At 44.3% G+C, this 19,072-nt stretch carries 18 protein-coding genes; 1 reads left to right on the forward strand and 17 read right to left on the reverse strand.

Annotated elements, in window-relative coordinates; translation table 11 throughout:
* The first annotated feature begins 61 nt into the window (after nt 1-61).
* A complete protein-coding gene (gene yvfG / locus NST39_RS16670; protein ID WP_003213121.1) occupies nt 62-277 on the forward strand; it encodes a protein YvfG in 216 nt (71 codons plus the stop codon).
* Nucleotides 278-297: 20 nt separating this feature from the next.
* Here yvfG and NST39_RS16675 read toward each other — a convergent pair whose 3' ends face one another.
* From NST39_RS16675 to NST39_RS16755, 17 genes are all read right to left on the reverse strand, one after another.
* Nucleotides 298-1,623 carry an MATE family efflux transporter gene (locus tag NST39_RS16675; RefSeq protein ID WP_106067299.1) on the reverse strand — a complete coding sequence of 442 codons (1,326 nt, stop codon included), beginning with the start codon at nt 1,621-1,623 and terminating at the stop codon, nt 298-300.
* A gap of 62 nt (nt 1,624-1,685) precedes the next feature.
* Complete coding sequence (locus NST39_RS16680) at nt 1,686-2,501, reverse strand: ATP-binding cassette domain-containing protein (RefSeq protein WP_113768100.1); 816 nt, start codon at nt 2,499-2,501, stop codon at nt 1,686-1,688.
* 13 nt (nt 2,502-2,514) lie between these two features.
* Entirely contained in the window at nt 2,515-3,330 is an 816-nt protein-coding gene (locus NST39_RS16685) for an ABC transporter ATP-binding protein (RefSeq protein ID WP_181462029.1), read from the reverse strand.
* A gap of 4 nt (nt 3,331-3,334) precedes the next feature.
* Nucleotides 3,335-4,168, reverse strand: coding sequence for a nickel ABC transporter permease subunit NikC (nikC, locus tag NST39_RS16690; RefSeq protein ID WP_044138986.1), 834 nt, complete (start codon nt 4,166-4,168; stop codon nt 3,335-3,337).
* Entirely contained in the window at nt 4,165-5,109 is a 945-nt protein-coding gene (gene nikB, locus NST39_RS16695; RefSeq protein WP_044138987.1) for a nickel ABC transporter permease subunit NikB, read from the reverse strand. The genes nikC and nikB overlap by 4 nt, the downstream gene beginning before the upstream one ends.
* A gap of 18 nt (nt 5,110-5,127) precedes the next feature.
* Nucleotides 5,128-6,750, reverse strand: a complete 1,623-nt coding sequence (nikA, locus tag NST39_RS16700; protein WP_065097994.1) for a nickel ABC transporter substrate-binding protein — start codon at nt 6,748-6,750, stop codon at nt 5,128-5,130.
* Nucleotides 6,751-6,899: 149 nt separating this feature from the next.
* Entirely contained in the window at nt 6,900-8,078 is a 1,179-nt protein-coding gene (locus NST39_RS16705; protein ID WP_065098089.1) for a DegT/DnrJ/EryC1/StrS family aminotransferase, read from the reverse strand.
* Nucleotides 8,078-8,764 carry an acetyltransferase gene (locus NST39_RS16710; protein ID WP_065097993.1) on the reverse strand — a complete coding sequence of 229 codons (687 nt, stop codon included), beginning with the start codon at nt 8,762-8,764 and terminating at the stop codon, nt 8,078-8,080. Before NST39_RS16710 ends, NST39_RS16705 begins: the two co-directional genes overlap by 1 nt.
* On the reverse strand, nt 8,727-9,320 hold the full coding sequence (locus tag NST39_RS16715) for a sugar transferase (protein WP_081277146.1): 594 nt from the start codon (nt 9,318-9,320) through the stop codon (nt 8,727-8,729). Before NST39_RS16715 ends, NST39_RS16710 begins: the two co-directional genes overlap by 38 nt.
* A 20-nt stretch (nt 9,321-9,340) precedes the next feature.
* Nucleotides 9,341-10,855 carry an MATE family efflux transporter gene (locus NST39_RS16720; protein WP_065097991.1) on the reverse strand — a complete coding sequence of 505 codons (1,515 nt, stop codon included), beginning with the start codon at nt 10,853-10,855 and terminating at the stop codon, nt 9,341-9,343.
* A 28-nt stretch (nt 10,856-10,883) separates the two neighbouring features.
* Nucleotides 10,884-11,912 carry a polysaccharide pyruvyl transferase family protein gene (locus tag NST39_RS16725; protein ID WP_065097990.1) on the reverse strand — a complete coding sequence of 343 codons (1,029 nt, stop codon included), beginning with the start codon at nt 11,910-11,912 and terminating at the stop codon, nt 10,884-10,886.
* Between the two features lie 5 nt (nt 11,913-11,917).
* Nucleotides 11,918-12,940, reverse strand: coding sequence for a glycosyltransferase family 2 protein (locus NST39_RS16730; RefSeq protein ID WP_065097989.1), 1,023 nt, complete (start codon nt 12,938-12,940; stop codon nt 11,918-11,920).
* A 27-nt stretch (nt 12,941-12,967) separates the two neighbouring features.
* Nucleotides 12,968-14,071 (reverse strand): EpsG family protein, encoded by a 1,104-nt coding sequence (locus NST39_RS16735; RefSeq protein ID WP_185107827.1) that lies wholly within the window; start codon nt 14,069-14,071, stop codon nt 12,968-12,970.
* Between the two features lie 14 nt (nt 14,072-14,085).
* Entirely contained in the window at nt 14,086-15,216 is a 1,131-nt protein-coding gene (locus NST39_RS16740; protein ID WP_341029381.1) for a glycosyltransferase family 1 protein, read from the reverse strand.
* Nucleotides 15,209-16,048 (reverse strand): glycosyltransferase family 2 protein, encoded by an 840-nt coding sequence (locus NST39_RS16745; protein ID WP_113768103.1) that lies wholly within the window; start codon nt 16,046-16,048, stop codon nt 15,209-15,211. Before NST39_RS16745 ends, NST39_RS16740 begins: the two co-directional genes overlap by 8 nt.
* Before the next feature lie 2 nt (nt 16,049-16,050).
* Nucleotides 16,051-17,190, reverse strand: a complete 1,140-nt coding sequence (locus tag NST39_RS16750) for a glycosyltransferase family 4 protein (protein WP_268483088.1) — start codon at nt 17,188-17,190, stop codon at nt 16,051-16,053.
* A complete protein-coding gene (locus NST39_RS16755) occupies nt 17,156-19,030 on the reverse strand; it encodes a polysaccharide biosynthesis protein (protein WP_126740912.1) in 1,875 nt (624 codons plus the stop codon). Before NST39_RS16755 ends, NST39_RS16750 begins: the two co-directional genes overlap by 35 nt.
* Nucleotides 19,031-19,072 lie beyond the last annotated feature (42 nt).

Raw genomic sequence — 19,072 nt, forward strand, 5'->3', positions numbered from 1 at the left:
TCCCTCTCATCATTTTACATGAAGATTGACGGACCGTATATACGAAATAGGAGTGATTCCCATGTCTGAACTTTTTTCCGTTCCATACTTTGTTGACAACTTGAAACAACACATCGCCATGAATCAAAATGAAGACAAGATTCATGCCATGAATGCCTATTACCGCTCAGTGGTGTCAACGCTTGTACAAGATCAGCTGACCAAAAATGCTGTGGTTTTGAAGCGAATTCAGCACCTTGATGAGGCGTATCAAAAGGTGAAAAAAGAAAGCGAATGAATGAACATGAACACCCTTTGTCATGATGGCAAAGGGTGTTTTTCATTTGCGAAAAGCTTCTGATCCAGCCTTGATTTGTACATCATCAAAAAGCCAGACCGTCCGGTAGTATAGATGATAAAGGCAAACCATAATCCGTGATTATGCCAAATAGGCGTAACCGCTGCTTGAACAACGATAAACAAGATCATCGCAAACAGCATTGAATTTCTGACAGGGGCAATTTCTGTCGCACCTGTAAATACACCGTATATGACCAAACCGAAACAAGCGGCAAACGGATAGAGAACGAGCCAGTCTGCATAGCCTAATGTCACATCTAAAAGACGGGGAAGATTTGTAAACAAGCCCAAGATCGGCTCTTTTAAGAGAAAATAAACCGACGCAATTAGGCATGCCATGACAAGTGCCCACTGCCTCGAAAGGGTTAAAGTTCTCTCATAAAGGGTGCGATCATTTGCCCCAACTGATCTCCCCACAAGGATGCTGGATGCATTGGCAAAACCATCGAACAAATAAGCCATGATGTAGTGAATTTGAAATAAGATGGCATTGGCCGCCAGCATCTCTGTTCCAAAAGAAGCACCTTTTGCTGTAAACATGTTAATCACGACAAGCAGACAAATCGTCCGAATAAACAAGTCTTTATTCACATGAAACATTTTCTGAACTGCCTGTGTATCCATGATTTTCTTAATAGACGGCATCTGGAACCCGTTTTTTGAATGTTTCATGATGATCCATGCGCCTAATACAAAGGCGGTTAATTCAGATATCAATGTCGCGGCCGCCACCCCTTTGACTGCAAACGAAAACACATGAACAAGCAGGAGGGCAAGGACCATATTCATGACATTGATCAAGATTTGTAAAGAGAGGGCTTCTTTCATTTTTGCCATTCCCATCAGCCAGCCTAATATCACATAATTCATTAAGGTAAACGGCGCACCCCAAATCCGAATATGAAAATAATCTGCTGCAAATTGCCGTACATCCGCAGCCGGAGAGATCACGAGAAAAGCAGATTGAATAATGGGCCATTGTAGGGCAATAAAACAAAGGCCGACAATGATGGCGATTAAAAAGGGTCTTAGAAAAGCAAGTACGCCCTGCTCTTCACTCTGCGCCCCGTTTGCCTGAGCGGCAAAAGCAGATGTACTCACCCGCAAAAAACCAAAGAGCCAATAGAGTGTACTGAAAATGAGACTGCCAACCGCGACGCCTCCAATATACGCGGGGTTGGCAAGCTGACCGACAACTGCTGTATCAACAGCTCCAAGTAATGGAGTGGTCATCGTTGAGATGGTTAAAGGAATGGCTAAAGCTAAATACGCTCGATGGTTCACGATGCCACCTGCCTTTCATGAAAAATAGCCTCTTCTAAAAGAGGCATTGATGTAATGAAGATTTATCGAATCGGTCTGCCAATTGTTCGGGACAAAGGATGGTCTGCGAGCATTGCATCTCTCATCTTTTGCACCGCTTTCTCTTCAGATGAAAAGAAATCATCCTTTGATCGAAATTGAGCAACAAGTTCACCTTGATCCAATATCGCCAATTGATCACTTAAGTGATAGGCTGCCGTCATATCATGTGTAATAAATAAGTAAGCGACACCTAGTTCCTTCTTTAATTCTACTAATAAATCTAAAATGACACCCTGTGTGACCATGTCTAAGCTACTGACGGATTCATCCAGTACGACGAGCTTTGGCTGCAGCAATAAGGCTCTTGCAATGTTGATCCTTTGCAGCTGGCCACCGCTGAATTGATGCGGATATTTAGACAAGTCCTTTTCGCTGAGCCCGACTCTTTCCAGCCAATGGATCAGCACGATTTTGCGTTCTTTTCGGCTCATGGTTTCATAGTTTTCAAGCGGTTCGGATAAAATTTGTTCGACTGTCCACCTTGGATTCACCGCCGAGTACGAATCTTGAAACACCGCTTGCACATGCCGGCGATAATGTTTGCGTGTTCTTTGATCTGCACAATAAATATCCTGCCCTTCAAAAAGAACCTGACCGGCTTTTGGCTTCTCTAGACCAAGTATGATACGGCCTAGCGTGCTTTTCCCTGCGCCGCTTTGCCCCAGCAATCCGACGCACGTGCCTTCTTCAATGATTAAATTGACGCCGTTTAAGACTTGGTCTGCGCCTTTTTTTCTCATCAGAAACGACCGGCTGTTGTATGAATGACTAACTGCTTTCACTTCTAATAAATGCAAGGGCCTTCTCACCTCAAATCGGGCAAACAGCTGGGATGGATGGACGAGCTGCTAATAGTTTCTTTGTATAATCATGCTTGGGGTTTTCAAAAAGCTCAAGCACTTCTGCTTTTTCAACCATTTCTCCCTGTCTCATGACAACAACCTGATCTGCCATTTCTGCAATGACGCCAAGGTCGTGAGTAATGAGCAAAATGGCGGTTCCATACTCATGACGAATTTGGTTCAGATGCTCAAGCACCAGCTTCTGTGTGTGTACATCTAAAGCAGTTGTTGGTTCATCTGCTATGAGGAGAGGCGGGTGCATACAGGCAGCCATGGCAATCATGACACGCTGCAGCATGCCGCCGCTTAGTTCAAAAGGATACTTGTTTAACAGCTTATCTGGCTGCGGCAGATTCATCTGCGCTAACGCATCCATTGCCTTCGCTTTTGCCTGCCTTTTACTGACAGTGGTATGCCGGCGGATGGTTTCAATCAGCTGATGACCGATCGTCCATACTGGCGTAAAGCTGTTCATTGGATTTTGCATAATATATGAGATGTCTTTGCCCCGAATAGAGCGCATAGCCCTTTCACTCATACCGATCAATTCTCGTCCTTGTAATGTGATGCTACCAGTAACATCCGTTGTTTTCCGGTCAAGCATATGTAAGATCGACATACTTGTCACCGTTTTCCCGCAGCCGCTCTCACCTATTAATCCAACGATTTGACCTCGCCCTACTTCAAACGATACGTCCTGAATAAGAGAGGTTGTCCCATGAGGCGTTTTCGTCTGCACATGCAGGTTCTCTATTTGTAAAATGGACTCTTGCACATTGATCATTCCTTTACACACGGCGTTTGATACCATATTTCTCTGAAAGGGCTTCTCCTAGTAAATTAAAGAGGACGACGACAGCCATGATGACAAGACCTGGATACAGCATCAACTGAGGATTCGTTTGAATATACGATTTCCCTTCATGGATCATCGCTCCCCATTCAGGCATAGGAGGCTGAACGCCTAATCCGAGAAAGGACATCGCTGAAATGTCCATAATTGCCCAGCCCATTTCGAGTGTGCCAATGACCGCGAGTGGCGGCAGGACATTTGGAATCATATGCTTTCTCATGATGTTCCAGTGGGATGTTCCGCTAATTTTCGCAGCAGCAATAAAGTTCTGTTCTTTTAAACTTAGCACCATCCCTCGGAAGACGCGAGCATAGTATACCCACTGCACAAGCATCAAGGCAAGCACTACTTGAGAAAGTCCAGGACCGAAGATGCCGACTAATCCGAGGATCAGCACTAGGTTCGGGAATGCCATGATCCCGTCGCAGATTCTCATTAAGACGTGATCGATCCAGCCACCTTTGTAACCTGACAACAAACCAACGATTAACCCAATCAATAAAGAAGAGAGAAAGATTAATAACGCACAGCCTAGTGAAACACGTGCACCATATAAAATTCGAGATAAATTGCATCGGCCTAATTGATCTGTCCCAAGAGGATACTCCCACGAAGACCCCTTTAGCTTCATCGCTAGATTGACAGCCGCCGGATCATGTGGAGCGATCCACGGCGCACATATTGTCACAATCAGCAATAGACCAAGGAGCACCACGCAGATCGAGATCAGCTTTTGATGAGAGAAGAGATTTTTTCCTTTTGTCATCATGTCTGGCGGCCTTCCTTTCTGGAAATACGGGGGTCAATGATCAGCTGAAGTAAGTCCACAATCAAGCTGCTCAAGATAAAGATACATGCTGCCATGAGGACATAGAATTGAATGACCGGCAGATCCCGGTTAAAGATCGCTTCAATAAAGAAACGCCCAAACCCTGGCCATGAAAAAACTGCCTCTACGATAATGGTTCCTGTCAGCAGCTTGCCAAGATTCACCCCAAGCCCTGTCAGCATTGGCGATATCGCGATTCTCAATACATGCTTGAACATGATCGACCGTTCCTTTAATCCTCTGATTCTCGCATATTGAACAAACGGCTCTTGAAGCGCCTCACTCACACTTGATCGTAATAGCCTTGTATACATCGCAATTAAAGGGACGGCCAGTGTGACCGACGGCAGGATGAGATGCTCCCATGTTCCCACCCCTTCTACCGGTAGAAGATCGAGCTTCACTGAAAAAAAGAAGATGAGCAAATACCCCAAGACAAACGTAGGGATAGATGCTCCTAAGAAAGAAATGAGCCGGCTCACATGATCAACGATGCCATTTTTCCTCATGCCGCTGAAAAAGCCGAGTGGAATGCTGACACAAATTGCAATCAGTAGACTAGTCAGCGCCAATTGAATCGTCGCTGGTATTCTATAGATCACCTCATTGAGCACAGGCTGGTTGGACATATATGACTTGCCAAAATCAAGATGAATGACTTTTTCAATGGTGTGAAGATACTGCATATAAAACGGTTGGTCTAAACCAAATTCACTTCGTTTTTGCGCTAATATTTCATCCGTTGGCTGGATATGAGCCGCTGCTAAATATGCCTCAGCCGGGTCAACTGGCGAAAGGTGAATCATACCAGTCGTGAAAAGAGTGGCTAATAAAAATACAGGGATGATTGATAGCATGCGTTTGACGATATAGCGGCCCATTTCCTAACCTTCCTTCTATTACTTCAGCTTAATACCTGTGAATGGATGTTCGTCGCGATTTGCTGGGAACTCAAAGTCCTTCACATTTTTTTGATAAACGGCTGTCTTTTTAAAATAAGAGATTGGCACAATTGCCCCTTGATCCTGTAATGAAGATAAGACAGACGAATAAAGTGCTTTTCGTTTGTTTTCATTGGTTGTTGATGGAATTTCGCTCATTTCTTTGATCAGCTTGTCCTTATTTGGATAGGCTGAGATGGCTTCTTTGAATCCAAAACCATCTGATGAGACGACGTTCATAAATGTATGCGGATCATATGGCGCTCCGTAGTTGCTAAAGAAGTTCATATCAAACTTATTAGCTTTAAAGCGCTGCACCTGTGTTGCCAGTTCCACACCTTCAAGTTTGACACCAACGCCAATGGCACCCCATTCTGCTTGAAGCGTCTCAGCCATCGCTTTTTGAATCGATTCTGCTGAATCATACATCATACTAAATTCAAGCGTTTTTCCATCTTTTTCACGAACGGTTTTTCCTTTTGGTAGTGTCCAGCCTGCTTCATCCAGCAATGCTTTCGCTTTGTCTACATCATATTGGAACGACTTCACCTTAATATCAGATGTGTAAGGCATGTTGGTCGGCAATATGTGATCTGCTTCATCCTCTAAGCCAGAGGTGACACCTTCTACCATTGATTTCTTATTGATCGCATATTGAAGGGCATGTCGCACTTTCTCATCTGACAGCTGATCGACTTTTGTGTTCATGACAAGCTGTCTCGTTGCTACAGGCTCTGACATTTTTGTTTCATACTTACCGCTCGCCTCTAACTGTTTGTAGGCATCCAGGCTAATGGTTCCTTCTCCGTAAAGGATGTCTACATCACCTTTTTCAAATGCCATGACTCTCGTTTCCGCATCTGGGATGACCTTGACTTTGATTTCTTTGACCTTTGGTTTTTCTCCCCAATAATGATCATTTCGTTCGAAAATGGCATAGTCATCTTTTTGATATGTTTTTAATACCCAAGGGCCTGTCCCCACTGGTTTTTCAATTCCTTTTGACGTATCACCGTTTTTAGGGAAGCCTGCTTCGCCTAAGAAACGAACCGGGCGGACAACGGCTAATTCTTGAACAGTTGGATAATATGGCTCTGTTAATGTGAGTTTAAATGTTTTCTTGTCTACTGCTTCTGTCTTTTTGATCTTTTTTATCACACCTAACCAGCTATGTATATCCTTGTTTTTTAAGATGGAATCAAAGTTCTTTTTCACAATGTTTGCATTAAACTCAGATCCATCTGAAAATGTCACTTTGTCTCTAAGATGGAACGTGTACACCTTGCCATCCTTTGACACATCCCATGATTTCGCTAATTCAGGTTTTAGCTTTCCATTCTTTTGATAGCTGACCAATGGCTCATAAATCATTGATTGCGCGAACAATTGTGATGGGTTGTATACGTGCGGATTCATTTCGCCAATATCTCTCGGCCAAGCCATCGTGATCATGTCAGGATGATCCTTGTTTCCATCTGCCCCATTGTTTGCTTGAGAACAGCCTACTAATAAAAAGATAAGCAGGAAAGGGATGACTGTATTTATTTTAATTTTCGGAAAAAATTGACTCCTAATAAACATAAGATGTTCCTCCTAATTGATGCTGATAATCATTTTCATTTTAAGGAGGAAGGACCCCGTTGTCAATATCATATTTAAAACGAATTGACAATAAATAAACCTATTTATTCCACAAATTGATGAATTTGATAAAAAGAGAGGCAGGCTGCTTACGAGTGAGCAGCCTGTGAAGAGGTGAAGGTTTTTTCTCGCAGGGCATGACGAAGTGTGTCAATGATACGATCCTGTTCAGCGTCTGTCATACTTGTTCCAGAGGGGAGACAAAGCCCTGTTTCAAATAACAATTCAGATACGGGAGTGCCTTTCGCCGCTGAATAAAAGGGACAATCACGAAAGAGCGGCTGTTGGTGCAGCGGCTTCCATACACGCCTTGCTTCAATCTGTTCTTCTTCTAGTGCAGCAATGATGTCCACTGGAGAGGTTCTTTTATCGCGATCAATGGTCAATGTCGTCAGCCAGCGGTTGGACTTGGTGTCTTGATATTCAGACATGAAATAAAGACCCTCTACTTTAGATAACGCATCCTGATACCGCTTGAAAATGCGGCGCTTTTGTTCAACACGCTCGTCCAATATTTCCATCTGAGCAATCCCGACGCCTGCTAGCAGGTTGCTCATGCGATAGTTGTATCCTATTTCTTGATGCTCATAATGCATCGCGCGCTCTCTTGCCTGTGAAGCGAGAAAGCGGCAGCGTTCGATCGCAGCTTCATCATTACTCACAAGCATTCCGCCGCCTGATGTTGTAATGATTTTATTGCCATTAAACGAATAAATGCCGAACCTGCCCATTGAGCCGCTTTTTTTTCCTTTATATAGAGCACCTAACGATTCAGCCGCATCCTCAATGACTGGCACATCATATGCTTCACACAACGCCAGGATCTCGTCCATTTTTGCGCTTTGTCCATATAAATGCACGACAATGACTGCACGGGGTCTTTTTCCAAGTCGTTTTGATTCCACAAAGGCTTTCTCTAAAGCAAGCGGGCACATATTCCATGTATCCCTTTCAGAATCAATAAAAACGGGCGTGGCTTGTTCATATAAAATCGGATTTGCAGTTGCCACAAATGTGAGGGTGGAACAAAAGACAATGTCCCCTTTTTCAACGCCAATAAGCTTTAATGCGAGGTGAATTGCTGCTGTTCCAGAAGATAAAGCCGCTCCTGCATTCACTCCTGCATAGCGCGCGACTGCCTGCTCAAATTCATTCACAAGAGGTCCAAGCGGTGCAATCCAATTACTCTTGAAAGCTTCCTCTATTTTCAAATACTCTTTTCCGCTCATATGCGGTGGTGATAAGTAAATCCGTTTTCTTTCTTGCATCATTTCCCACCCTCTCTCCGATCTTTGATTTCTATTGCAGGAATGCCTACAGCGACTTTCTGATCGTGTATATCTCTTGTTACTGCGGCTCCTGCGCCAATGATTGTCCAGCTTCCGATTGATGTCCCGGGTATCACAACAGCACCTGCCCCAATATGGGTTCCCATTCGTACAGACACACAGCCAGTTAACACTGCTCCCGGTGACAGATGGACAAATGATTCGAGTATACAGTCATGCTCTACGATAGATCCTGTGTTGATAATCGCATGTTCACCGATTACTGCATCTGCTTGAACTACTGCCCTTGCCATTACGACAGCTCCTCTTCCAATGACCGCTGATGGACTTACGACCGCCTGTGGATGGATGAGTGTGGAAAATGCCGTGTTTTCAAAGGAGAGGCGTTCCTTTACTAACTGTCTGCTCTCATTTTGTCCGATCGCAATCAGCCATTTCATATGTGGCATTGTCTCTCTCAGCTGTTGACTCACGGAGATCGGTCCATACAAGATACTGCTTTGAGTCGTAGTCTCTTCAAATTGATCATCTAATACGGCACATAATGAGTAATCGGGATGGGCAGCAATCATTTCTTGAATGACTTTGCTATGCCCACCAGCACCAATTAAACCAATCGGTTGCTCTTTACATATCGGTTCCTTTGAATTTTTCAGCTGTGGCATGATGCGGCTGCTGCACCCCCTCTGTTTTGATGACTTTCAGCAAGGTCATCCATAAAATTTTCATATCAAGCCAAAATGATTGATGCTCGACGTACCAGAGGTCATAGGAGAATTTCTCCTCCCAGGAGATCGTGTTCCTTCCATTCACCTGTGCCCATCCAGTAATGCCAGGCTTGACAAGATGGCGCCTTGCTTGCTCCTCTGTATACATCGGTAGATATTCCATCAGAAGCGGCCTTGGTCCAACGAGACTGAGCTCTCCTTTTAGGACATTGACTAGCTGCGGCAATTCATCAAGACTGAGCTTGCGAATCAAGGCGCCGGTTTTTGTTAATCGAAGATGATCTGGCAGGAGCACCCCGTGCTCGTCACGCTCATCGGTCATCGTCCGAAATTTATATAGCATAAATGGCCGACCATACAGACCAGGCCGCTTCTGCCGAAACAACACAGGCCTCCCAATTTTCCACCGAATCAATCCATAAAGCAGAAGAAAAAGAAGACTGCCTGCGATGAGCAGCGTCAATGCCACCATCACATCTAACATTCTTTTCATCATGAAATCTCCTTTTCTCACTAGCGGGAAACAGCTTGTTTTACCTTATGCACCAGCTGCTGCCGCTCTCGTTTTGTTCCTGCAAATTGATACAAGTAGCCCATATAAAGAAAGAAACATAGACCGCCAATACAAAACAGCTCCCACCAGGACGTCACGTCATAAATCGCTTGAATTCCTGCACAGACGCCCCAAATCATGAGCGCTCCTGCAAGTGGAACCATCGTATGTTTGTAAAAGATGGTGCGTTTCTGATTCGTGATGCGGGCCGTATAAAATGGCAGAAACACAATATTTTTGATCAATAAAACAATCGCTCCCGCTGATGCAATGCCGTATAAACCAAGCTGAAGCGTATGAGTCAATCCATAGGCAAAAAGTACATTGGATACACCTAATATGAGCGTGACCACCGCTGGAACCTTCAATCGATTAAAAGCGGTCGGCACATATGTCAACGGTAAAAACATCAAGGTCAAGCATAAATAAGCAGCATGAATCATAAGAAGCCATTTCAGCTCTTCAAAGGCAGGTCCAAGCCATAAAAGCATGAGCGGACCGGCAAGTCCTCCTAGCAGAGCGGCCGGAAACGCGACAAATAATCCGCTCCACTTAATGGCACTGGCTGCATATTGAATGAGACCTTCTTCATCTTGATTCGAGTAAAATTTCGTAATCGTTGGGGCAAATACAACCGCCAATGTCCCTGCGAGTGTGCGTAATAATAATGGAAATTGTAATATCGCCGCATACTGTCCCGTCGCTTCCGCTCCAATGAGCAGATTCGTCATCAATAAATCAATCTGTAAAAATAGCAAAATCCCCATTTGCTCAAAAGAATGCCAGACCCCTGATCGAACAAGTGTGAGACTAGAAGATAGTGAAACGTGCCGCCACTTAAACGAAAACCAAGGGATGAGTTTTTTAAAATAATAGATACCAATTCCCATAGCCCCCAAGCTTCCTATCACAGCCGCAAGTGGAATATGCCAGATGGCGGGTGCCATCCATGTAAACAGCAGCACAATCATCAGTGCCCTCAAAAACATTTGAATGGTCTGACCAATACTTGATACATATAACTTATTCGCATAAAACGGCGCAGCCCCAATGCCGGACATGACAAAATTGAGCATAAATAAAAGACCTCCTAATATAAAGGCGGTCTGTGTGTCCTTGGCGAGATCATCAGGCACATGAAGCCACTCTACCAGCTGGCGGGACATGAACAGACAAAACAAAAAAAGGCTAATCGATAAAAAAATGGAACTGACGAAATAAGATGAGAGATAGCGCTGCGCCTTCTCCATTTCTCCTTTATGAGCCGCCACAGAAAAAAAGCGCACCACCACAGCACTTAATGACGCCGTAATAACCGATAAATAGTTGATCATATTTTGCGTCAGATGGATTAAGCCGAATGCTTCGACTCCAAGTGTATGAACGATATACGGTGTTAAACAAACAGACATAAGCATCATCAAGACAAACGTCATGATGTTTGCACTGGCATTGTAAAGAAACGCTCGATTCATTTTGATTTCACGCAGCGTGTAAAAGCCTTCATCCAGCTTCCTCTCCCTTTTGTCTGCTCGTTTTCATCAGCTGATGAATCGCCTCTTTCACAGACGCCTCATTCGGTTCTTTTAATAGCGTCAAAAACGGAAGATGAGCCACCCATTCATACCCTTCCATCACCTTATGATCAAACGACCTGAGGACAACACACGGTGTTTGCGTAATCGCACAAAAAATCATGCCGTGAAGCCGGTCTGTCACGACGACCTGTGCCTTACTTAACTCTTTCCATAAAGCAGATAATTCATCTAAGCGAGTCGTTCGATCCACTCGTTTGCCAATTGTCGTTGTGATCAAACCGACTTGATCAAATGTCTCTTGAATATGCTGCTTTAGCTGCCGCCGCTCCTTTTCAGTGAGATACGCTTCCTTATCCTCTCGCAAACAAAGTAAAACCCCTTCACGTTTTTGTTCCTTGTTTGATTCATCTAATGTCAGCACCATATCAGGCTGTTTCCACACATCTTGATCAGGGAAGTGCTGCTTCATCCAAGTGTAGGTTGTTTGATCTCTTGCCATGAGAAGCAGCCTTGGATGATGTTTGTATGTTTGAATGGCGCGGCGTTCCTCTCTTTTTCCTCTCTTTGTTTCTGTAAAATGGGCAGTGGCCGGCAATTGAATCACCGGATAGGACTTGAAGGTTTTCATGATAAATTGTCTCGTCCATTCTTCATAACGGTATAAGTCCCCCATATTGCCCCCACCGATGATACAGACGATATCTTCTGGGTGCCGCATACGCTTTAACGGACGGGCGAGGCGATAGATCTCCTTCATGTCCACTTCCATGATGTCGTAGGCGGGAAAGTACTCTTTTAAAAAACAATAACTCGCATAGGCAATCGCATGATCCCCTAAATTATCATGTCCTGGCAGCAGCGTGAGAATGATTTTCTTCTGATGACTCCGCTCTGGCAGGCTTTGGCGGCTCAGTCGATATTCAAGCGGATATTTAACCTTTAAGAGCAGCCACTCTGCGGCGTGCGCCTTCAATTGCTGCAATGTCAATCTCATCACCCCTATTTCCTTGTTTGATATTCGATCCATTTTTGATAGCTAGAAGCGGCGGCAGACAGCGGATAAACCAGCCGGCACTTCGCAAGGAATAAAATCATTCGCTTTCGAGCGGTGAGCTTCGATGGTTCCACTTGTTTGACAGCATGCTGAAAAGCCTCGTGTGTCACCATTTCCCGCATGTGATCAAGCTTTTCCCGAAGAGAGAGTGCATTTTGGCTCTTCCATTCGTTGAGCATACAATGAAGGGTATGATTGACAATAAAAAAATCAAGTGCCTTTTCATACAGAGAGATGTCATCATATTCTGTCAAAAACAAGCGCTGCGCATGATAAAAGGTTAGTCCATGATGAAAATACTGCTTCTGATATCGCTGCACAATAGAAGACAGATGAACCCGGTAGTAATAAAGAGGTTCATGAACAAAGGCAATGCCGCGTGATAAAGAAAAACAGCGCAGCGTCACATATTGATCTTCTATGTTCTCAAGTTCCCCCCGCAGCGGAAATCGAATGTGATGTTCTTCGATAAAGGCACGTCGATACAGCTTATTCCATGAGAACCCCGTAATGTCTCCATGCAATAACGCTTCAATTAAACTCGTTTTTTCGGCCGACCGCTCGGCTAACAACGTCGTTGGTATGGTTCGCTTTGACTGTTCAAATTGAATCCAGTACTCACTGACAACTAGATCTGCGCCGGTCATTTCAGCTTTTTCATACAAGGCTTCGCAGTAATGAGGCGCTAGAATATCATCTGAATCAACAAAGGCAATATACGTGCCCTTTGCTTCTTCGATGCCCCGGTTCCTCACAGCGCCTAACCCTTGATTGGTTTGATGAATGACCCGAAACCGCTGATCTTGCGAAGCAAATGCTTCAAGATATTCTCCGCTATGATCTGTAGATCCATCATTTACGAGAATGACCTCTATATTTGAAAAACTTTGATCTGCAATTGATTGAAGGCATTGCTCCACATACTGACTCGTATTGTAGACTGCGACCAATAGACTGATAGCTGGCATTACAACATGCCCCACCTTTCTCAAAATCTACTTTGTAAATATCGTCCTGTACGGTAACACAGATGAATCGAACGGCATCAGCATGATGCTGTACAGAATATAACAAACAGCAATCCCTACATAGATAAAGACATTAGACCGCTGATCAAAAATGCGTGTGAAATACGGCAGTAAAATAAGCTGATACAAGCCAAAATAAATGTGAAATCTTGCATAAATGACATCCTTTGTGGCAAGGATCCCAAACAAGAAACCGAGCAAACAAAAATTCACAACGTAATCACTCTCAGGCGTCAGCTCACGAAGCCGTTTTCGATAAAGAAAAGCAAGCAAAAGCGGCAAAATCAATACACCGATTTTTGTCACATTCATTCCATTTGTATTCGTTGTGAGCCATTCCTCGTAATGCCCATACGAACTGCCTTGCAGCATCACGACAAACACGGAAACAAATCGGTCATAAAGAGCGGTTAACCCTAAGAAAATCATGCATAAGACCAGCATCATCCATGACCACGATTTTGTTCTCACGATAAAATACACAGGAATCATGATAAGAGCCGATGAATGAAACAATGAACATACGAGGACAAGCGGAAAATACAATTTCCACTGACCATTGATCACAAGACGGATGGCGTAAAAAAGAACCGCCGCCACCATATACTGACGCATGCCATTAAACGAAGCGTAATAATGAAAGGTGCCGAGAAAAAGCAGCATACTCAGCTCAAAGGGACGGCCATATTGAATGAGCGTCTTGATGATAAAAAAATAAGTGATCGCCCCAACCGAGATATACATGATTTGCGGATCATGGGACAGTTGATTGAGCATCCATAAAATAAATGTAAATCCTGGGTCAGTGGCCGCCTTGTCCACACCAAATCCGAAGATGTGCCAAGGCTTTTCATAATTGACGGAGAACTCATACATCTGTCCATATGTGACAAAATCGGTTCCTACTTTGTACCGAATACCAGCGACAATACAAAGAAACAAAAACGGAAATAACACGAGAATCTTGTTAGGCCGCCATCCGCTTTGAATGGTATCATCACGCCTGCCGTAAAATGCGGCAAAGCTCGACCATAAATAGACCATGATCATGTTCACCAAATATACCGCCATCTGCCATTCCTTCCTTACAGTCCATATCCATTCATCACACGTGTGATGTTCTGTTTGACATCAAATCCTCTTTGTTCAAGCTGGTACGTAATGGTCTCTTGAAGAGGAGGCTCTGCATGATACGCTTCAAGCACCGCCTTCATCCATTCATGCGCGGAATCCCGTAGCGACATTCTTTTCACAAGACCGCAGCCTAAATCTACTTCCTCTGTAATATGATCTGAAATCACACAAGGCAATCCAGATGCCTGTGCTTCCACTAAAACAAGCGGAAGGCCTTCAAACAAGGAAGGCATGACAAAAACATCAAATGCTTTCATATATTCTGGAACGTCCGATACGACGCCTGTAAAGACAATGTTGTCTAACAAACCGGCCTTCTCCGCATATGATTCAACCACCTGTCTCAGCGGTCCATCCCCTACAAGGACGAGCTGAAATGAGACCCCCTGCTTCTTTAAGGTCTGTGCCAGTTCCATAAAAAAAACGTGATTTTTTTGTTCATGAAAACGGCCAATATGACCTATCACCATACTCTTTTCCTGAAGACTCAGCTGCTTTTTGATCTTCACCTTTTCTTCTGGATTAGGCTGAAAGAAAAGGGATAAATCAATCCCATTCGGCAGCACCTCAACCTGTCCATTCTTCATTTTTTTCTGCCCAAATAAAAAGGAACCGGCATCCTCACCGCATGCAACAAGCTTTGTAGAAAATGCAAAAATCAGCCGGCGAAACCCTTTGAGCATCATATGATCTACCCAATTTGGCGACTGTTTCCAAGCTGTATTATGCGAATGACAAATCCGCACCTTCACACCCGCCAATTTCGCAGCAAGGGCAGAGAAGCCTGTTTGAAAATCTGTATGTGCATGCACTGCTTGATACGGTCCTGTTCGTTTGATCGTCTTTGTCAATGTTCTGACAAATGCCAAAGGAGAGGACGCCCCAATACTCGGGACGTAAAAGATACGTCCTCCGAGCCTCTGAATTTCCTCATCATAATCACAGACACCCTTCCGGTGGGTAATGAAGTCAAATTGGAGGACATTTCTATCGAGCGCACGATAGATGTTCATGATCATCGTTTCAGCTCCGCCGCGGTTCATCCCGCCCACAATATGAAGTACACGCTTTGGCTCACTCATCCCGAATCGGCCTCCTTTTCAACAAAGACGCCTCCAGCTTCCGCTGATGATAAAATTTCATGATCTTCGGTGATAAACAGGCACGGACCACCGGCTTTAACGCAAACAAATAATGAACCGGCGGCAATTTTAATAACCAGCATGCTTTTAAAACGAGCCAGGCATTATCTATCGAATATTGAAACTTACGACGCTGAAAAGCCGCTTCATCCTCTCTCACAAGGTATAACGGCTCTTGTAAATTAAAGCCTTTTCTCCCCGCAGCAAAAAAACGAATCCACAGATCAATATCTTCCATCCGCCTCGTTGTTTTCACAGAGCGATATCCATTTAAAGCCTTGTACGTAGCCGCCCTCATCATAATGGTTCCATGACAAAAAGGCGTCCCTCTTGCCAGCACTTTTCGATCAGGCTCTGAAATCAGTGCACGTACACCTTTTGTACCCGATTCATCAAACACGGTCATCGCCGTCCCGACCACATCATATTCAGGATGTGATTCAAGGAAATGCACCTGTTTTTCTAAACGATCAGGTACTGATATATCGTCGCCATCTTGCCTTGCAATCAAGTCTCCCCTCGCTTCAACTAGACAGCGATTCAGACTGGCAGCAAGCCTTTGATTATGCTCATTGCGGATAAGGCGAATTCTTTCAGGGTCTCGTTTTGTATAGGACAGCACTTTTTCATAGGTGCCGTCTGTTGATGCGTCATCACATATGATGAACTCCCAGTTGTCATATGTTTGATGAAGAATGGATTCAATACTTTCTTCTACTGTGTCTTGGCAATTGTAGACGCCCATGATGATAGACACCTTTGGCTTACGCATGCTCACATCACCTTCTCTGCTTGATCCATGTAAGTTGTATAAATTTCTTCCATAGCACTCACCGTCTGCTCCTGTGCAAATGCATGGGCTAAGGAGCGCCCCGCTTTTCCCATGAGGGGCAGCTGATCTCTTTTATGATAAAGCTGGTGCAAATATTCAGCCAAATCATTCACATCATGCGGTTTGACTAAAAAACCATTCACGCCATGTCTGATCAGCTCACAGTGTCCTCTATTCTCTGTTGCAATGACCGGCTTTTCCGCAGACATCGCTTCAAGCAGATTCATGCCGAGCCCTTCTCTTAAACTAGTCGACACACATACATCACTCAAATGCATCCATTCCTCAATTTGTTTGTAAAAACCAGCAAAGTGGACATGCTTTTCAAGATGGAGTTCATGAACCAGCTTTTCATACATCGGCCTCATTGCCCCTTCCCCGGCAAACACGATCTTCACATTTGGTATTTTCCTATATAGCTGGGCACATGCTTTGATGAGCATTCCTTGGTTTTTATTCGCATTTAATTCGCCAGCACACAGCACAATAAAATCTTCTGAAGAAAAGCCATGGACTGTACGAAGACGCTGCTTCTCTTTTTCATTAACTGGTGCAAATCGTTTCATATCCACACCCATACCAGGAACATAATAAACAGATGTCCGCTCTTTTGATAGATGATCTGCTCTTTTAAAATCCTCTCCATTAATGGTGATCAGAGCGTCTGTATGGCGGGCGAGCCACCGCTCAATCGGATAATAGAGCAGCCAGTTTTGAAGCGGCGCTCCTTGCCAAAAGTGAAAGCCATGTGCTGTGTAAAGAACCTTCGTCCCTTTTTTGCGCGCGCTTTTGGCTGCAAGTCTGCCAATCACACTTCCCATTGGTGTGTGGCAATGGATGAAGTCGTAGTGCTCTTTCGCTAACAGCTTCTTCAGCTCCACATACGCAAACCGGTTGTGCACATGAAAAGGAGATCGCTGAATCGGAATCGAGTGCGCTTGATCCACATAGGGAAGCTCCAGCTGACCATTTGCCGCTGTATGCACTTCCCATCCTTGTTCCTGAAACCACCGGAAATACGGAAGGTGAAATGCCTTAAAATGATAATCAACCGTTGCGCAAAACAAGACTTTTTTCTTCATCAGCAAGCGCTTCCCCCTCTCTTTTCATCTGTTCAGACAACAAATCATCTGATTCGATGGCAACAAACAATGCTTCTCTCATTTGCTCTTCACTCATCATGTCAAATTCATGGATAAAGCGGTTCAGCACATATGGGTCCCCGTCCAGCGCATGGCCGATATGAATTTTCGGGAAAATTTGTTCCTGTGCTTTTTCATGTTGGTTGAGTAGTTCCTCATACATTTTCTCCCCAGGACGAATGCCTGTGAACGTAATCGGAATCTGGTCTGTGGTGTAACCTGAGAGGTGAATGAGGTTTTCTGCGAGGTCAACAATTTTCACTGGCTCCCCCATATCTAATACGAAAATCTGTCTTCCTTCTGCCAAGGCACCCGCCTGAATGACAAGTCTCGATGCCTCTGGAATGGTCATAAAATATCTTGTCATGGCTGGGTGTGTGACCGTGACCGGCCCGCCTTGTTCGATCTGTTTCTTAAAAATTGGGATGACGCTTCCCCTGCTTCCGAGTACATTTCCAAACCGAACCGCGACAAATTTTGTGTCACTGCTTGCCCCCATTTGCATGATCAGCATTTCAGCAAATCGCTTTGTGGCGCCCATGACATTGGCAGGATTGACCGCTTTGTCAGAGGAAATAAGGACGAATGTTTCAATGCCATGCTCATGTGCAGCTTCTGCGACATTTTTTGTCCCGATAATATTGTTTTTCACTGCTTCTTTTGGACTGATCTCCATGAGCGGGACGTGCTTATGTGCCGCAGCATGATAAATCATATCCGGCTGAAACTGACCAACGATTTCACTCATTTTCTGTTTATCTTGGATATCCGCAATTTGCGGATAGAGACTGATGGTATCCCCATACATTTCTTTCAGCTCTAGTAAAATAGAATGAATGCTAAATTCTCCATGTCCCACAAGCACTATCGCTTGAGGAGCAAACACACAAATTTGACGACAGATTTCTGATCCAATCGATCCGCCTGCCCCTGTGACCATGATGGTTTTCCCCTTTAAATGGACAGATAGACGGCTTGAATCTAATTGAATTGGTTCTCTACCTAATAAATCCTCTGGCTGTACATCTCGTAATTGATTCAGTGCATGGGTTCCTTTTAAAATCTGCTCCATCTCCGGCATGATCTGCGTTTTAACCCCAGTCGCTACGCATTCTTTATAAAGCCCTTTTAACGTATGGCTGCTTTTGGACGGAATGGCGATGATGATCTTTTGAATATCCATCATCACAACAGCTGTTTGAATCTGTTCTTTTCCCCCTAGAACAGGCAGTCCCATGATTTCAAGCTTATGCTTCGTCTTGTCATCATCTATGAAGGCGACTGGTTCAATATCTACATCACTCGATTGCTGAAGCTGACGAACGATGATCGTCCCAGCTGATCCGGCGCCAATGATTAATGCCCGCTCCTTTTCTACCTGCAGCCGCTTTGCCCCATCATGAAATAGCCGGGACGCCATTCGAGATGCACCGATGAATAATACGTGAAAAAGCCATACGATGAATAAAAAACGGAAGGGCCATGTCTGCACGAAGAGGTACAGCATTGCCATCGAAAATAAAAAAGAACATACAAAGGTCTTCATTAAAGAAAATAGCTCTCTTACCCCTGTATAAGCCCATACTTGCTTGTACACGTGAAAAATATACGAAAACAAATGGTGCCCAATGAGTAGACTGAGCGAAGAAATGACGAGCATTTCAAATGTATAAACAGTTAACGCCGCTTCTTGGACAAATTGAAAACCAAAAAAGACAGCCACTAAGATGAGATATGAATCTAGTGCCACGATGATTGATAATCTTTGGGCGTAAGTCAACGCTCCTCCCCCTTTTTAAAGCATCACTATTCTTACGTAAAA

The sequence above is a fragment of the Bacillus sp. FSL W8-0645 genome (assembly GCF_038007905.1).
Lineage (GTDB): Bacteria > Bacillota > Bacilli > Bacillales > Bacillaceae > Bacillus > Bacillus pumilus.